Source organism: Flavobacteriales bacterium (genome assembly GCA_025210295.1).
Taxonomy (GTDB): Bacteria; Bacteroidota; Bacteroidia; order Flavobacteriales_D; family Parvicellaceae; genus S010-51.
In genome coordinates this window covers 59,502-77,717 of the sequence record JAOASC010000045.1, presented here as the reverse complement: position 1 = coordinate 77,717, position 18,216 = coordinate 59,502, and the positions used below count along the sequence as shown (strand labels likewise).

The following is an 18,216-nucleotide window of genomic DNA, read 5'->3' as shown; positions in this document are numbered from 1 at the left end:
TTTAAATTTTATTTTTTAATCTCGCCCTGTTAATAAAACCGTTGTTTTGTAGAGCGGGTGCAAAGATACACAACATTTTCTTTTCAGCAAGAAATAAAACAAACTTTTTTTGTTTTTATTCTCACACTAAACACTAAAACACTGTCTAAAAGAAAGTTACAACCTAAAGTTTTTTTTGCCTTTTTTTTATACCTCCTAAAACTCCTCCCCTTATACTCACAAAAAGCTCCAAAAAATTATTTTACTTTTTTGGAGCTTTTATTTTAAATAACGGGTAATAACCTGCTTTTTATTTTTTATTTTCTGTATTTATAGTTCTATATCTATTCCAACAGGACAATGATCTGAACCAAAAACATCATTTAATATAAAAGCATCTTTTGTTTTATCTATAATTTTATCGCTCACTAAAAAATAATCTAAACGCCAACCTATATTTCTATCTCTTGCTGCCATTCGATAGCTCCACCAAGAATATTTTATTTCATTAGGATAAAAATGTCTAAAGGAATCTGTGTATCCTCCTTTTAAAAAATTATCCATCCCTTCTATTTCTTGCTCTGTATAACCGGCTGTTTTATTAAAGTTTGATTTAGGGTTCTTTAAATCAATAGGCTGATGTGCAACATTCATATCTCCACAAATAATAACAGGTTTATTTTTTTCTAATTCTTGCATATAAGCCAATAAATCTGCATCCCACTGCATACGATAAGGCAATCGCTTTAATCCTCCTTGACTATTAGGCACATAAGTGGTCAACAAATAATAGGTTTCGAACTCAGCAGTAATTAAACGCCCTTCGGTATCGTGTTCTTCTATTCCTATGCCATTAATAATATTCAACGGCTTTTCTTTTGTTAAAATAGCTGTTCCACTGTATCCTTTTTTTATCGCACTATTTGAATAAACAGTATATCCATTCAAACCGTCTAAAGCTTCCAAGACTTGATCATCTTGTGCTTTTGTTTCTTGAAAGCAAATAATATCAGCATCCAACTCATGAACAATATCTACTAAGCCCTTTTTTGCTACTGCTCTTATTCCATTTAAATTCCAAGAAATTATCTTTTTCATATTTATATTATTGATGTTGTTTATTAATGTCGAAGTTAAGCATAATATTTGACTCTTAACTTTTATAAGTTTATAGTAAGGGTACTTAATTTAGTTACACAATAGTTGACCGAGCAACTGCATTTATCTTCCTACACAAATACGAAAAGGGAATACATAAATTGATCGTACAGGCTCTCCATTTCTCATAGCTGGATTCCATTTTGGCATATTCAAAAAAACAGCTTTATTCTCATTTACAAAACCGCAATCATATTTGGTCGGATGGTTTAAATATTCAACTGGATTCACATTTGATACGCTACCATCTTTTTCTATTGTAAGCTTCACAAAAAAAAGACTTTGTATATGTTCGTTCTCAAACTTGGGATAAGTTACATTCTCTCCAAAATAACGTAACACTTTACTTCTATCTATCTTAAAAGAAGCTTCAATACCAACCTCATGATAAATTGTAGTATCACCTTGAGGTTCTTGAGCTACAAAAAACGTTGAGAATAACAGTAATGAAATAAGCAAAATATGGTTCATATCAAAATAAGTCTCAAAAATTAAACCATAAAAAAATCCCCAAAGCCTTAAGCTTTGAGGATTTAAAATATAGTTATTGAAGTGTTGGTTTACCCTCCAAAATCATCGAATCTTACATTCTCAGGTGGTACTCCCCAATCGTCACACATTTTTACAACTGCTTGGTTCATCAATGGAGGTCCACAGAAATAGAACTCTATATCTTCAGGTGAATCATGCTTTGACAAATACTGATCTATTACAGCATTATGCACAAACCCTAAGAATCCATCTCCTTCTTCATCGTGAATATCTTTTTTCTCTATCCAGTTATCTTCTGGTAATGCATCAGATAGTACTAAATAGAATTTAAAGTTAGGGAAATGTTTTTCCAAATCTCTAAAGTAGTGTAAGTAGAATAACTCAGCTCTAGAACGTCCTCCATACCAATACGTTACTTTACGTCCCGTTTTCATTGTATGGAATAATTCATATAAGTGAGAACGCATTGGCGCCATTCCAGCTCCACCACCAACATATAACATCTCTGCATCAGACTCGTTGATAAAGAATTCTCCGTAAGGTCCAGAGATAATTGCTTTATCACCTTCTTTTAAGTTAAAGATATATGATGATGCTACACCTGGATTTACATTCATCCAAGCATTATTCGCTCTATCCCAAGGTGGAGTAGCAATACGAACATTCAACATAATTCTTCTTCCTTCAGCTGGGTAAGAAGCCATAGAGTATGCTCTAACTACCTCCTCATCATTTTTCATCACTAATGGCCATAATCCAAATTTATCCCAATCTTTTTGGAATTTGTTTGGTTCACCTGGATGATCTTGAGGATGGGCAGTAATGTCCATATCTTTATAGTTGATTGTACAAGCAGGGATTTTAATTTGGATATACCCTCCTGCTTTATAATCCATATCTTCTGGAATCTCAACGATAAATTCTTTAATGAATGTTGCTACGTTATAGTTAGATACTACAGTAGCTTCCCATTCCTTAATTCCTAAGATTTCTTCTTCAATCTCAATTTCCATGTCTTCTTTTACCTTAACTTGGCAACCAAGACGCATGTTATTGGCGATTTCTTTTCTAGAGAAGTGAGGAACCTCAGTTGGAAGAATACTTCCTCCTCCAGAATGTACGTGACAAGTACACTGAATACATGTACCTCCACCACCACAAGCTGATGGTAAGAAAATCCCTTCAGAACCTAAAGTCGTCAACAGTGTATTACCACCATCAACTTCGATTACTTTATCTCCATTAATTGTAATTTTAATTTTTCCAGATGGAGAAAGTTTTGCTTTAACAAATAAAAGCAATGCAGTCAAAACTAATACTACGACTAAGAATACTGCTACTGTTATTATTATTGTTTTTACCATAATTAATCTTTTCTAAATTCGCAATCAGTTTTTAAAGTTCAAATCCCATAAATCCTAGGAAAGCTAATCCCATCAAACCTGTTAGGATAAATGCCATACCTACTCCTCTTAATGGACCTGGAACGTGTGAATATCTAATTTTCTCTCTAATTGCAGCAATTAAGACTACTGCTATAAACCAACCTACACCTGAACCTAATCCATAAGTTGTTGCGTGTAAAATAGTTGGAAATTGCTTTTCTTGCATAAATAATGCTCCCCCTAATATCGCACAGTTTACCGCAATCAATGGTAGGAAAATCCCTAATGCTCCATATAACGATGGCGAGAATTTTTCTACAATCATCTCTACCAACTGTACAATAGATGCAATAACTGCAATAAACATAATAAAACTTAGGAAACTTAAGTCAAAATCAGCATACTCATCTCCTAACCAAGTTAATGCTCCTTGTTTTAATACATAGTTCTCTAATAAATAGTTAACTGGGATAGTAACCGTTAATACGAAGATTACTGCTGCTCCCAAACCTACTGCTGTCTTAACAGTTTTAGAAACTGCCAAATATGAACACATTCCAAAGAAGAAAGCGAAAATCATATTATCGACAAAAGCACTTCTAATAAATAAATTAATTAATTCCATTTCTCTACTTTTAAATAATTCTACTTTCTTTTTTAGTGTTCAATTAAGTTAGGGTTTCTTGATTTTTGTACCCAGATATAGATCGCTACAATTACCAACGAAGATGGTGGTAATAACATCAAACCATTGTTCATGTATCCAAACTCGTAAACTCCTTCTGGAATCACTTCGTACCCCATTAATTTACCTGATCCGAATAACTCTTTGAAGAATGCTACGATTACTAATACAATTCCATATCCTAATCCGTTTCCGATTCCATCTAATGCAGAAGCCCAAGGTTTATTACCTAAAGCAAATGCTTCTAAACGTCCCATGATGATACAGTTGGTAATAATCAAACCTACGAATACTGACAACTGTTTTGACACATCATATACGTATGCTTTTAGTACTTGATCCACAATAATTACCAATGCTGCAACAACAACTAACTGAACAATAATACGAATCTTACTAGGAATTAAATTACGCATCATTGATACAATAACGTTTCCTAATACCAATACTGCCATTACCGAAACAGACATTACAATTGCATTGCTCATCTGTACTGTTACTGCTAATGCAGAACAAATCCCTAATACCTGAATGGTTACAGGGTTATTATCGTTTAAAGGATCTGTAATTAACTTTTTATTTTGCTTAGAAAATAAAGGCTCTTTTTTTGCTACTTCGCTCATATCTTATCTAATTTCTAAGTGATTATTTTTTGTTTTTAAAATAGTCGTAATAAACAACTAGTGTTCTTTCCAACATTTCTTTTACACCTACACTTGTAAATGTACCTCCACTAATTCCATCAACTTCGTGGATTCCTAATTCTAATCCTGGTTTTAACACTTTGATTGGCGCATACTTACCTGCTTCATCAATTGTTTTTCCAATGAATTGTTTTTCAAAGAAATCTTTAGAAATTTCGGCTCCTAATCCTGGAGTTTCTGATTTATGATCGAAAACAGCTCCGTTGATTGTTGTCCCATCTTCCTTTAGTCCAACATATCCCCAAACTGCAGCCCATAATCCTTTTCCTAATACAGGAACAACATAAAATCGTTCTCCATCAGCTTCACAAATGAATAAAGGATAATTTCTTTCTTCTTTTGCCTTGATTGTTTTGTACTCTTTTAATAAGTCAATGTTGAATGCATCGTCTTCTCCCTCAATAGTTTCTTTGTTTGTCTTACGACTGATTTCATTTCCTTCAAAATCTAATGTTACTCTTTCAACTACATAATCGTTGAATTTAGTCCCTGCATCTTTTCTAGAAATTCCATCAGTAGCTTCAATTCCGATAGCTTGAAGAATATTCTGCATTTTCTCGTTTCTCACATTCGCTTCTTGAGCTGGCTTAAGTGCTGTTGCTAAAAAAGCTAATATTCCTCCTACTACAGTTACCATAATAACTGCAAATAGTATTGTATATCCGTTACTTTCTCTGTTAATTGCCATGATTACGCTGTTTTAACTCTTTTTAATCTTCTTTTAATATTCGCACTTACGACCATGTGATCGATTAATGGAGCAAATACGTTTGCTATTAAGATAGCTAACATTACTCCCTCTGGGTAAGCTGGGTTAACAACTCTAATTAGAATTGCTAAGAATCCTCCTAAGAATCCATAAATGTATTTCCCTGTACTTGTTTGTGCTGCTGTAACAGGATCTGTAATCATGAATACCATACCGAACATGAATCCTCCTAATAACACTTGCTTGATTGCTGGTAATTCGAAGTAATCACTCCCGCCAATCATGTTGAACGTTAACGCCATTAAGTATCCTCCGACAAAGAAAGATAACATTACTTTCCAACTTGCAATACCCGTTTTTAATAACAATGCTGCTCCAATTAAAATAGCAATTGCAGACGTTTCACCAACTGACCCAGGGTATAAACCTAACAACAAGTCTCCCATTTCGTGTCCTGCTGCTGTAAACTGATCTAATGAAGTAAATGTTGCACCTTCTTTACCAATTGCTGCTAATTCTCCTAGTGGTGTAGCTCCCGTAACTCCATCTACCAATGTTCCGTCGGTTTTCATCCCTTTGAATCCTGATATCCAAACCTCATTACCTGACATCTTAGTTGGATAAGCAAAGAATAAGAATGCTCTTGCTGTCAAGGCAACGTTCATGATATTCATTCCTGTTCCTCCAAAAACTTCTTTTCCTATTACAACTCCAAATGCTGTACCTACACCTACCATCCATAGTGGCGTATCGATAGGCATGATTAATGGAATTAACATCCCTGAGACTAAGAATCCTTCTTGGATAGCGTGTCCATTTTTAATACAAAAAATAAACTCTATCCCTAAACCAACTCCATAAGACACTACGATTAACGGTAATACTCTAAGTAACCCGTGTAAAAAAGCATCCATAAATACTGGCTCAGCGACTCCTTGAGCTAAGTAATGTTGGTATCCTACATTGTACATCCCCATTAAAAGAGCTGGTACTAATGCCATGATTACCATCATCATTGTTCTCTTTAAATCTATTGCATCTCTTACATGTGCTCCACCTTTCGTTGTATGATTTGGTGTAAACATTAATGTATCAAATGCATCAACAAGTGGAAAATACTTTTTTGTTTTTTCCGACTTATTTAATGCTGCATGAGCATTATCAAATATATTTCTTAAAAACTTCACTTTATTCTATTTTTTAATTTTATCTAAAGTTGATTACATACATTCTTCACGTATAACATCTAATCCCTTTCTTACTATCGATTGTGATTCTATTTTTGATGTACATACAAATTCACATAATGCAAAATCTTCTGGTGCAACTTCATAAATCCCTAAGCTCTCCATCGCGTCAATGTCATTAACTATGATTGATTTCAATAAATGAACTGGATAAACATCCATTGGGAATACTTTTTCGTATTGCTCTGATACTACAAATGCTCTTTCTTCTCCGTTTAAGTTTGTATCTAAATCGTAACGTTTAGATTTTGGCATGATCCAAGTTGGGTATGCTCTTGACGCTGAGAATTTACTAAAACCTAATCCTAACCACCCTTCTGTTAAGAAAAACTTGTATTTGTTTCCTTCTGGTAAAGCAGTTAATTGATAATCGTAAAATCCTAGGTAGCTATCTGCTGCTTCAACTTTTACTCCTGTTAATGGATTTCCAGAGATTAAACGGGTATCTTCTGTTTTTACATTTCCATTAAAAATGGTTGAAAGCTCAGCTCCTATAATTGTTTTGTAATATTTTCTATTGGTTGCTCCTGATCCTGTTAATGCGACATATTTTGTTGCATCATACTCACCAGTCATCGCATACTTACCAATAATCGCTACATCTTGTGCATTAACGACCCAAACAACCTCTCCTTTTGAGATTGGGTTGATGTGGTGAATTTGGAATCCAACGTTTCCTGCTGGATGAACGCCATACACTTTATTGATCTCTGCTCCTTTTACTGCTGAGAATGCTTTATCTGCTGGAGTCTTTCCTCTTAACTGTAAATTGACTTTACCAGTTGTCAATTTCGATAAAACGCTAATCCCCGCTTGAAAAGCAGCGTCGTTTCCATGCATTAAGAAATCGTAATCTGGTGCTAAAGGATGTGAATCGAAACCTGAGATAAAGATTGCTTTTGGCTCATCTTTTGGATCTGCTACGATATCTAAAGGACGCATTTTTAGCATTGGCCATAACCCTCCTTTTAATAACATTTCCTTTGCGTCTTCTTTTGACAACGAATCAACGGATTTTACCTCTGCTTTTTCGTATGCTATAGTAGCATCTGCTTCGATGATTACTTCCAAGATCTTACGCTTCGCACCTCTCTTGACTTCTTTTACTGTACCACTTACAGGTGAAACGTATTGTATTTGGTCTCTATATTTATCAAAAAAGATAGGCGTTCCAGCTTTTACTTCTTCTCCAACCTTCTTGATCATTTTAGGAATTAGCCCGTGAAAATCGGTAGGTTTGATAGCATAAGTTTTTGCTACTGGAGCATCTACTTTTACCTTTTCTGCCTCCCCTTTCAAACGGATATCCAATCCTTTACGAATTTTTATCGTTTTTGACATACAGTTATTTTTCAAAATTTTCGCAACAAAAGTAAAAAATAGTTGTTTACTTTTGTAACTATTGTAACCTAATCAATCAATACAAACCAATTTAGAACGTTTCTAAATAGAATGACATTAAAATGACTATATCAAAACTAATTATCCTTCTCTCTAGTTTAATTCTTAGTAGTTTTAGCTGTACAATTGGTCGTTCAAATTCTACTATCAATAAGGAAAATACAATTTCTCCAACTACTTCCCCTGTCAACTTAACGCTTCCTGATTATATTCATTCTAAAACTTATAGAGCTAATATCTCTTCTGTTTTACTATATAAAAAGAACTTAGACCTCTCAGATCCTGTCATTCTACTAAACTCAAATGAAGTATTTGAATTTCACTTTGATGTACTAGACAGTGACTTCGAAACTTTTCAATATCGTTTGATTCACTGTAACGAAGACTGGTCTCCTAGCGACTTAGACGATATGGAATATATTGATGGCTTTAACGACAACTATATCGAAGAGTTTAAACAGTCTTACAATACCATTCAACAATATGTTCACTATGAACTGGAGTTTCCTAATGAAAACATTCGAATGATAAAGTCTGGAAATTATGCCATAGCTGTTTATAAAGAGAATGAACCTGAAAACATTGTATTAACCCATCGTTTTTATGTTACAGAAAACAATGTTCAAGTTGTACCTGATGTCAAATACCCCACCAATTTGGATGACAAGTATTACAAACAGGAAATTGACTTTAATCTTCTCTTTGCCCCTAACCTGATCATCAACCCTTTTAGTAATTTAAAAGTAGTCATTGAACAGAATCACAGAACGGATAACCCTTGTAAATACCTTAAACCTAACTATGCTAAACAGGATGAGTTGATTTTTAACTATGATGAAGAAAATGTATTTGAAGGGGGAAATGAATACCGACATCTAGACCTCACCACTGTAAGAAATAAAACGGATCGTATTGCTAGAATTGAGAGCGGTGATAAAAGCTATATTGCTCATCTTATCCCCGACAACAAAAGAACCTTCCAAAAATACCTGGAATACCAAGATATTAACGGGCGCTTTCTTGTCAAAACAATTGACCAAACGGATAATCACTTAGAGTCTGAATATGTTAAAGTGCATTTTACAGTTCCTTATCGAGATCCTTTTAGCCAAGGAGACCTATACATTTATGGTGGTTTTACCAACTGGGAAATTGATCCAAATTATAAAATGAACTATAACTACACAACCCGCTGTTATGAAGGTACTGCATATTTAAAACAAGGGTATTATAACTATAGCTATATCTATAAAAGCGACAAACAACTAGCAGGTGAACTGAGTAAGATTGAAGGTACACATTTTGACACCGAAAATGAATATACATTTAAAATCTACTATGCTGACCCTAGCGATTTTTATGATCGACTATTGTTGTATTATATAGTAAATTCGAGGGATGGGTTTTAGGCTTTTTATTTGAGGAAGGGTTAAATTGAGAAAGGGAGATAGATAACTTTCATTAACTAATAGAAAATAACACTTAATAAAAACCGACATTATAACCTGAAGATCCACAACACCAAACAATAACTTTTAATGCTATTTTTTCCCATATTTTATAATATACACTAGGTATGTACGAAAATGGATCTAAACACACCTCCAAGTGTTTCTCAAGTTCAGAAATAACATTCTCTGGTATCTCTTTATTTTTTTTTCGCAACTCTTTTTTTGTATCTATAGTCCTTTTCAATTTATGAATATAATCGTCATCCAAAATTTCCCCAACATTTTTCAAAAATTTACTTCCCATTCCCCTAATAATTGTACCATTATCATAAACAGGAAGTTCTACATTTCTTAATAAAACATTCCAATACTCGGATTTTTTATTACATTTTTTTAGTTTTTTTTCTGTCACACCTTCTTTATAATCAATAAAAAAGGGATAATTAGATTTTAAAACTTTAAAATCTTCATTTATGTAGCTTTTATTCATACAATAGATTACATCAGGTATAATATTTTCTGACTCTCTAACCTCTAAACAATATAAACTACAAATAGAATCATTCCTTTGTTCTACCTTACAAAGCTCTTTATAAGTTTCACCAAATGGTCCTTCAGGGTATTTGACATCACTATCACATATGCATAAACATATATCTTCTTTTGTTTTTATTATTTCATCATACTTTACCGATGTTTGACTTCCTCCACCTGCATCACGTTTCAGATTAACAGAAATAAAATTTATTCCCTTATGCTTCAGATATTTATTTGCAATATTCTCAAATAAACGTGTATCAATTAAATTCTCAGTCAACAAAGTAGACTTATTTAAATAACGAGAATCCTTTAACTCCAATATATTTAAAGAATATTTACCTTTATCATAAATTGGATCACCATAATAAACAGTTATATACTCATCTAATAAGTCTTCATAATTAGATGTAGCATAATTGTGATATAATTTAATAAAAACTGCTCTAGCATTTTCACTTATTAAAGAAAAGGTAGAAAAAAAATCTAGCACTTCTATTTTACCAGACAAAAGATGCTTACCCTCCCTTATTGAAGTAGCCAGATTTTCAATAGAGATCAATATATCTCGTTTTATATCCCCATTCTCCTCATTAATTGAATCTAAAATAGAATCATGAATTTTAAACCACATATTAACTGATTTTATCTGGGTAAAAGAACCCAATTGGCCAATTTCTTAACCGCCCCTTACTATCATAATTACCTATTATAGTTTTGGTTTCGAAGCCATCCGATTCAAAAACAACAACATTAATATTATCGCTTGAAATTTTCTTATACGCTATATGTTGTCCCAATCTATTAATCATTGTTTCACTATGAGTTTCAAAAATTATTCTGATATCAACTTTATTATCCTTTGCAGTATTAATAACCTTAACAAAAGTATCAATTAGTAAAGCCTGAATACTGGGATGTAAATGAAGTTCTGGCTGTTCAATAACAAATGTTTTTGTAACCTTACGATTACGCACACTATCCCTCTGCATCAAAGACCATAACTGAGTGATTATTGGTAAAACTTGTGAAAAACCAAAACCTGTATCTGCTAAATTAATTGTTTGGTCTTTTATACTTATACTAATTGACAGATGACCTCCAACTTTCGAAACAACTGGTATAAAATGAAAATTCTCCCTAGTCCATTTCTGAAACAAATTAAGTTCATGCCTAGTTAAACTTTCTAAAAACATCGGTAAATTAATCCCTCGAGAATCAATTGTATCAACAGCTAACCCTTGCTGTCTATAATATCTTTCAGCTGTAGCACGAAGTGGGGCAACATAATACACTCTTTCAAAATATCTCTTCAAATATTTATCTGATTGCTCTAAAATGTAATTCAAATTGGATAGTAAAAAATAATTATGTAATTCTATTAAAATCTTATCGTCTTTTTCTATTACTTCTAACTTATTTCTCCATGTTTTAGGAAGACCTTTTGAAAAGAGAGATTTGTAAAACTTTTCATAACCACCTAACTCAAACTTTCTAAGCATTAATTCAAGGGTTTCTTTTTTTGTCCCCTTTCTAGTTAAAGTCCCTAAAATTCGATACAAATTAACATCATCATCATCCCAATAACTAATACCATCTTTTTCTTTACTAAAGAGCTGTGGCAATATTTTATTAAGAGTTATCGATTGCAAATCTGCTTTGGGGGTATAAACCACTTTATTTATTACAATATCTTCAACTATAGAGTTTTTATTTATTAGGATATTAATAGTTGATTCATCTATCTCATACTCAATTAAATTAATATACTCTCTATCATTTTCTTTTTTTATATGCAATTTTAGGTTCACATTCGCTTCTAACTCATTCTGTCGTCTCTGAATAAAAGAGAAACCAAATACATCTCTTGTATTTAGATCAAAATTAAACCGAAACACTATCCCCTCATCGTCTCCTGCCTTATTATTAACGCATTCACTAAAACTACCAAAATCTACCAAGTTAGGATCATACCATAAAATCGGACTATTTGTTTTTGTTTCTAATGATTGTTTTAATAATGGAAATGATCTTAAAAAAGTACTTTTACCAGAACTATTTTTTCCTACAATAACTGTTAAAGGACTTATAGTAATATCTTCTACTTCTCTAAGGCTCCGTAAATTTCTAAACCCAATTTTTTTCATCTATTATCTTTTACATTTTTTTAGTTTATTAATCTTATTTTAAAACCATAAACTATAATAGCCTCATTTTTTTACTAACTCAAAAATAACCATCAAAACAAAACAAAAACTACAAAAAACAGTTTTTACATGACAAACAAGTATTTAACATGCTGTTAAATAAGTATTTATACTGACAAGAATTAGCTAAGTCGTCCAGTTCTCGATACATTTTAGTTTTTTCCAAAAACAAAAACACTCGAACTGACTAGCCTTTTTTTGATTATAAATATAGATTAGCAAAGGAGAAGGGGTTTTAAATAAAAGAGATAAATAAGGAGAAATGATAATATCCACTTTTACTAAACTAACGACCACCAGCCGTCTTGTTCTCGATACATTTTAGTTTTTCCAAAAACAAAAACACTCGAACTGACTAACCTTTTTTAATTAATAGTATAGATTGGCAAAAGAGAAGGAGTTTTAACTAAAAGAGAAAAACAAAGGAAAACGATATATTCACTTTTACTAAACTAACTACCACCAGCCGTATTGTTCTCGATACATTTTTAGTTTTTTCCAAAAACAAAAACACTCGAACTGACTAGCCTTTTTTAATTAATAGTATAGATTGACAAAGGAGAAGGGGTTTTAAATAAAAGAGATAAATAAAGGGAAATGATAATATCCACTTTTACTGAACTAATTGCCACCAGCCGTATTGTTCTCGATACATTTTAGTTTTTTCCAAAAACAAAAACACTCGAACTGACTAACCTTTTTTAATTAATAGTTTAGATTGACAAAGGAGAAGGAGTTTTAAATAAAAGAGATAAATAAGGAAAACGATATATTCACTTTTACTGAACTAACTACTACCAGCCGTCTTGTTCTCGATACATTTTAGTTTTTTTCAAAAACAAAAACACTCGAACTGACTAGCCTTTATAATCAAAATTGGGAGAGCATATAGACTTGTAAATTAAATAAGAACGTTTAAATAAAGGGAACTTCTCTCTTCTATTTTCTATTCTCTTTATTCTTTTCTCTTACTTCTATTTACCAACAGCTATACACGAACACAAATCAACTTTTGCTTTTCGACTTTTGTATTGAACAACCCAAACACCACTGTTACTACTTCTTTGTCGATGGCAACGACCTCTCCTATTTGTTTACCTCCTGTTTTTAAGCGCACTTGCGAACCTATTTTGATTGGCTTTTCAGGTTTGGCTTTTTTCTTCTTCTTGGGTTTCTTCTTAGGGAGCCCCTCGTTCTTTTTTAAATCTGCTAATTTTTGGGCTTCTACAATTTTAGATTTTTCTACCGCTAAAAACTTAACAACTTCATCTACCAATTGCTTATTGGCTTTTTTGTTTTTCGGATTGTATTTATTAATAAACGTCTGCAACTTTTTCCCCGTTGTGATTAACTTGTTGTTCTTTTCACTTATCTCCTGGTTTTGAGTAAGCTTTTGTGCTAAACGTTTACTTCTTGTACGGTATTCTTCCTCGGCTTCTAAGGCTTTTTCTTCTACTATTTGAAAGGCCATTTTGGCCTGCTTTAACTCGCTTTTTTCTTGCTGTAGCTCTGTCAACAACTCATCCATCTTTACTCTGTTGACATCTAGACGGTTTTTGGCTTCCGCTATTAAATCATCTGGAATCCCATTAATTTTAGCAACCTCAAACGTAAAAGAAGAACCTGGTTGACCTATTGACAATTGAAATAATGGCGCTAATGAAGTTGTATCGAACAACATACTCGCATTGACCGCATTTCTCAACACAGATGCTTTTAGCTTGATATTAGCATAATGAGTCGTAATTACCCCGAAGCTTTTCTTATTGTATAAAGTCTCAAAAAAGACCTCTGCTAATGCTCCTCCTAATTCTGGATCTGAACCTGTTCCAAACTCATCTAACAACAACAACGAGCGTTTATTGGCGACTTTTAAAAAGTAATTCATTCGCTTTAAACGGTAACTATAGGTACTCAACTCATTTTCTATAGACTGATTATCCCCAATATCTGTTAGAATATTGTGAAACCATCCCATTGTACTGTTCTCATCTGCTGGCACTAATAAACCACTTTGATACATGAGCTGTAATAAACCAATAGTCTTTAAAGTAATTGACTTCCCTCCTGCATTGGGTCCTGAAATCACCAACATTCTACTGAATTTATCCATCTGAATGGATTGGGAGTAGGTCTTTTTCTTTTCTTTTTGATTGTTTAAATACAAAAGTGGATGAATTGCCTTAATGAGATCTATTGAACTCTCCTCTGTAAACTTTGGTTTATTAGCGTTGACTAAAATTGCCAATTTCGTTTTGGCTTGTAAAAAATCTAAACGTACGAGCAACTTTTGATATTCATGAATCAATCCTGAATGCTGTTGTAAATTGGCTGTTAACTCTTTTAAGATTCTCAACAATTCCGCTCTTTCCTCTTCTTCTAAACGTTCTAAATCTGCATTGAGCTGGGCATTTTCTTGTGGCTCTATATATGTTAAATGTCCACTTTTAGAACTTCCAAAAGATTTCCCATCTACAATTCTTTTATAACTAGAAATTACTGAAAGTACTCTTCTACCATCTAAGTATCCCTCATTGGTATCTCCTAAATAGCCCTTCCCTTGATATTTTTTTAAGGTGCGATCAAAGTTTCGATTAATTTGTCGGGTTGTTGATTTTTTTTGTTGCCGAATCTCTTGTAATTGCTTGGAAGCATCATCTCTTACTTTTCCTCTTTTATCAATGACTTTGTCTATCAACTCTATAATTTCGGTCGTGTAATAAACAAATTCAAACTCTTCTTTAAGCTCAAGAAATTCTTCTTCTCGTTTTTTAAAAAACGACAACATGTCATTAACTAATCTACTTGCATCGTAGATCCTAACAACTCCTTCAATCTCAATAGTTGCACCTTTTATTCTTAGAATTTTTAATTCTTTGAGTAACTCTTCAAATTCTAATCTCGGGAAACCTGATTGTTGTTCTTCCTTAATAAGCTTATAATCATTGAGTATCAACAATTCAGTATTGACCCTGACTTGATCTTTAAATGGCTGAATAGCTTCTACAAGCTCTTTAGCTGTAGTACCAACGCAAAAATCTAGCATTAAAGTCTTCAGTTTTGAAAACTCTAAATCTTTAATTGTTTGTTGATCAAACTTTTGATTAACAGTCATCATACTTTAAGCCCTATCATTAAAACATCATCCATCTGCGGCTCACCTCTCTTCCATGTTTCAAAGAAAGTATCTATTTCTACCTTTTGCTGTTCAAAAGGCATTTGACATACTTGGTCCAACAATTCATTCAATACCGAAATTTTCATTTTACGCCCTTTGCTTCCTCCAAATTGATCTGGGAAGCCATCGCTAAACATATACAAGGTATCTCCTGCTTCTAATTGGAAATTTTGTGCATCAAATATTTTTTTTGTTTGTGAAATTCCTCCTACTGAATGTCTATTTCCTTTTAACACTTTTCTAACTCCATCTCTATAGACATATAACGGTCTCATGGCACCTGCATACGACAACATGTTGGTTCTAGAATCTATGACACAAACTCCCAGGTCCATTCCATCTTTGTTGGAGTCGATATCATCTGTTTGTTTTAATACATTCACCAATCCTTTATCTATTTCTTCCAAGATTACTCCCGGATCTCTAAGGTTTTTTACGGTACAGGTTTCTCTTAATAGGATTCTTCCAATCATACTCATAAATCCTCCTGGAACTCCATGTCCTGTACAGTCTGCAAAGACGACAATCTTTTTCCCAAAGTATTCTCTAATCCAATAGAAATCTCCACTTACAATATCTCTTGGCTTAAACAATACAAAACTATTGGGGAACAACTCTTTTACAAAGTCATCTTCGGGAAGAATTGCTGATTGAATACGTTGAGCATAGTTAATACTATCGGTTAAATCTTTATTGATTTCTTCCATTTTTTCCTTTTGGTCTACTAACTCAGCCGTTCTCAACTCCAACTCATTTGAAAGCGTATTCATATAGTTTAAGTGTTGCCTTTCTCTATACTTAACAATAAAAACAACAATGGAAACAATGATCAACAACAACGCTGGATAAAACCACCATTTTTTATAGTAAGGCACGGCAATAGACACGGCGATCATCTCCATATTCCCCTCTACTCCATCATCGTTAAATGATTTTACCTTAAAAACATAATTTCCCTCTCTTACTTTGGTATACTTTCTTACTTTATCTTCAGTAAATTCTGACCAATCATCGTCATAACCTTCCAGAATGCATTTATACTTTAGTCCCAGTGAATTTTTTAAACTTATCCCCTTATAATGAAATTCTAAATCGTGTTCATTAAAAGGCAGCATTGTATCGCGAATTATACCAGCCATGACATCATCATTAATCACGACTTGACTAAAAGAAGTAATTGGAGGCATACTATTTTTCAATGCCTCTTTTGAATTGTAACGCACCACACCATTTTGGGTTCCAAACCAAACTTCATTAGCTAAGAAATCAATTGCTGACACTGAAAATCGGGTATTTAAACCATACCTTTTATTATAAACATCCACTTTATCTGCATTCAAATCAATGCTACTTAAACCACCATCGTGACTTACCCATATTTTTCCCTTATCATCATAAGCTACTCCATAACAATAGTTACTAAAAAGCCCATCTCTGGTATCGTAATGTTTAATAATGGTATCTGCAAAACAAAATATTCCCTGACCATGTGTACTGATCCAGATATTACCGCTATTACTTTCTATTATTTTTGAGACACTCACCGAAACAAACTCTTCTTCTTCACTGATTCTAAAAGGAATTTTAAAGACCTCATCTTCTTCTATGATATTTAAGAATGCGCTTTTTGAACCAATATAAAGTTCGTTATTTTGACCAACCAATAAGCTTTGAATTGAATTATGGGACAATCCATCCCCCATGCTAAAGCTTTTGATTTCTCTATCTGCTATACTCACTCTAAAGACACCATTTTGCGTCCCAACCCATACATAATTTTCTCCTACAGCAATAGCGGTAACTTGCCTTGACAAGACATCATCTGAGAGGTCAAACTTATAGAACTGCTCCTGGTCAACAAATTTATAGTAAAGCCCTAAAGTTTCAAATCCTACTAATATAATGGAGTCCTTTACAAAATTAAAACACAAAATATTTCCTTGAGGTAATCCGCTATTTTCTGAATTAAATTGATATTTCAACTTTCCATACTGCTTGTCATAACAGTTTAAGCCATCATTTTGAGCAACCCACACTTCAGTATCGGTTACATCCAAATATTTAATTTCGTTTTCTTCAACCTTGTCTCTAAAGTAAAACGTAAATAAATTATCTTCTTTAGAAAAAAGTCCATCTCCAGCCGTTCCTAACCAAAGTACACCTTCTCTATCAATAAAAGTAATTTCAATATTATCATCTCCTTTTAAACCATTTTGGTTGGTATAAATTTCTGAAACAAAACAATTATTATTTGTTAAAATAGTTCTTAAAACACCACTTCCATAGGTACTTATCCACAGTCTTCCTGAATTGATATAGATATCTTTGATATTCAACTCTTCTTCTAGGTTTGAAATTTTAATTGGTGTAACAACAAATATTTTTTCTTTTTGATCAACAGCATACAGTCCTGAACGTGTGGCAACAATCATCCTTCCATTTTCTAAAGGTATAATCTTATTGACCTGCCCCTCTAGATCATTGATGTTTTGAATTTTACTGAGTACTTTTCCTTTTTTACCATCTACAAAGCGATACACCTCCAGTTTTTCATCAAATCCAACAAACAAGTAATCATTTTCATCGATATAAAGTGTCGTAATATTTCTCCCCTCAAACTTTTCATTAAAAAATACTGTTTTCCTATTTTCATTAATGGTAAATAAACCAAATTGTTGTGTGGAAAACCAGATATTCCCTTTACTGTCTTCTTGAATACCATTGATCATAGAGTTAATGCCTTCACCTGGATGAACGACTTCAAACTCTTCATTGATATATTTACTGACTCCTCCTTGTGTATGTCCATACCAAATGGCTCCTTTAGAATCCTTAAAACTGGCACTGATTTGATTATCTACTAAATTATCTTCAGTGGTTTTCATTTCGAAGTGTCCTCCATCATAGAAACCAATTCCTTGACTGGTTCCTACCATTAAGTATCCATTATCTGCCTGATCTATTGTATAAATAAACAGGTCAGTAAGCCCTTGCTCCTGACCATAAGAATTAAATTTGTACTCTTGAGAAAAACCAGCAAATTTAATTAGTATAAGAATATAGAATAATAGTCTCTTTTTCAT

13 protein-coding genes are annotated in these 18,216 nt (G+C 33.0%); 1 reads left to right on the top strand and 12 read right to left on the bottom strand.

The window, feature by feature from the left end; genetic code table 11:
- Positions 1-309: 309 nt before the first annotated feature.
- From N4A35_13875 to N4A35_13840, 8 genes are all read right to left on the bottom strand, one after another.
- Entirely contained in the window at positions 310-1,077 is a 768-nt protein-coding gene (locus N4A35_13875; protein ID MCT4582499.1) for an exodeoxyribonuclease III, read from the bottom strand.
- A 123-nt stretch (positions 1,078-1,200) separates the two neighbouring features.
- Positions 1,201-1,608 carry an energy transducer TonB gene (locus N4A35_13870; protein ID MCT4582498.1) on the bottom strand — a complete coding sequence of 136 codons (408 nt, stop codon included), beginning with the start codon at positions 1,606-1,608 and terminating at the stop codon, positions 1,201-1,203.
- Between the two features lie 89 nt (positions 1,609-1,697).
- Positions 1,698-2,993 carry an NADH:ubiquinone reductase (Na(+)-transporting) subunit F gene (nqrF, locus tag N4A35_13865; GenBank protein MCT4582497.1) on the bottom strand — a complete coding sequence of 432 codons (1,296 nt, stop codon included), beginning with the start codon at positions 2,991-2,993 and terminating at the stop codon, positions 1,698-1,700.
- 31 nt (positions 2,994-3,024) lie between these two features.
- Positions 3,025-3,639 carry an NADH:ubiquinone reductase (Na(+)-transporting) subunit E gene (gene nqrE, locus N4A35_13860; GenBank protein MCT4582496.1) on the bottom strand — a complete coding sequence of 205 codons (615 nt, stop codon included), beginning with the start codon at positions 3,637-3,639 and terminating at the stop codon, positions 3,025-3,027.
- 32 nt (positions 3,640-3,671) lie between these two features.
- Complete coding sequence (locus tag N4A35_13855) at positions 3,672-4,322, bottom strand: NADH:ubiquinone reductase (Na(+)-transporting) subunit D (GenBank protein ID MCT4582495.1); 651 nt, start codon at positions 4,320-4,322, stop codon at positions 3,672-3,674.
- 22 nt (positions 4,323-4,344) lie between these two features.
- A complete protein-coding gene (gene nqrC, locus N4A35_13850) occupies positions 4,345-5,091 on the bottom strand; it encodes an NADH:ubiquinone reductase (Na(+)-transporting) subunit C (GenBank protein ID MCT4582494.1) in 747 nt (248 codons plus the stop codon).
- Positions 5,092-5,093: 2 nt separating this feature from the next.
- Positions 5,094-6,299 (bottom strand): NADH:ubiquinone reductase (Na(+)-transporting) subunit B, encoded by a 1,206-nt coding sequence (locus N4A35_13845; protein ID MCT4582493.1) that lies wholly within the window; start codon positions 6,297-6,299, stop codon positions 5,094-5,096.
- Positions 6,300-6,332: 33 nt separating this feature from the next.
- Complete coding sequence (locus N4A35_13840) at positions 6,333-7,700, bottom strand: Na(+)-translocating NADH-quinone reductase subunit A (protein ID MCT4582492.1); 1,368 nt, start codon at positions 7,698-7,700, stop codon at positions 6,333-6,335.
- 122 nt (positions 7,701-7,822) lie between these two features.
- Between N4A35_13840 and N4A35_13835 the strand changes: the two genes are divergently transcribed.
- Positions 7,823-9,169 (top strand): DUF5103 domain-containing protein, encoded by a 1,347-nt coding sequence (locus N4A35_13835; GenBank protein ID MCT4582491.1) that lies wholly within the window; start codon positions 7,823-7,825, stop codon positions 9,167-9,169.
- 73 nt (positions 9,170-9,242) lie between these two features.
- On the opposite strand, the gene N4A35_13830 is transcribed toward N4A35_13835, so the two are convergent.
- The 4 genes from N4A35_13830 to N4A35_13815 form a co-directional block, all read right to left on the bottom strand.
- Entirely contained in the window at positions 9,243-10,382 is a 1,140-nt protein-coding gene (locus N4A35_13830; protein ID MCT4582490.1) for a hypothetical protein, read from the bottom strand.
- 1 nt (position 10,383) lies between these two features.
- Positions 10,384-11,895, bottom strand: coding sequence for an ATP-binding protein (locus N4A35_13825; protein MCT4582489.1), 1,512 nt, complete (start codon positions 11,893-11,895; stop codon positions 10,384-10,386).
- A gap of 1,048 nt (positions 11,896-12,943) precedes the next feature.
- Entirely contained in the window at positions 12,944-15,073 is a 2,130-nt protein-coding gene (locus N4A35_13820; protein MCT4582488.1) for a DNA mismatch repair protein MutS, read from the bottom strand.
- Positions 15,070-18,216: a SpoIIE family protein phosphatase gene (locus N4A35_13815; protein ID MCT4582487.1), complete on the bottom strand. Its 3,147-nt coding sequence runs from the start codon at positions 18,214-18,216 to the stop codon at positions 15,070-15,072. The genes N4A35_13820 and N4A35_13815 overlap by 4 nt, the downstream gene beginning before the upstream one ends.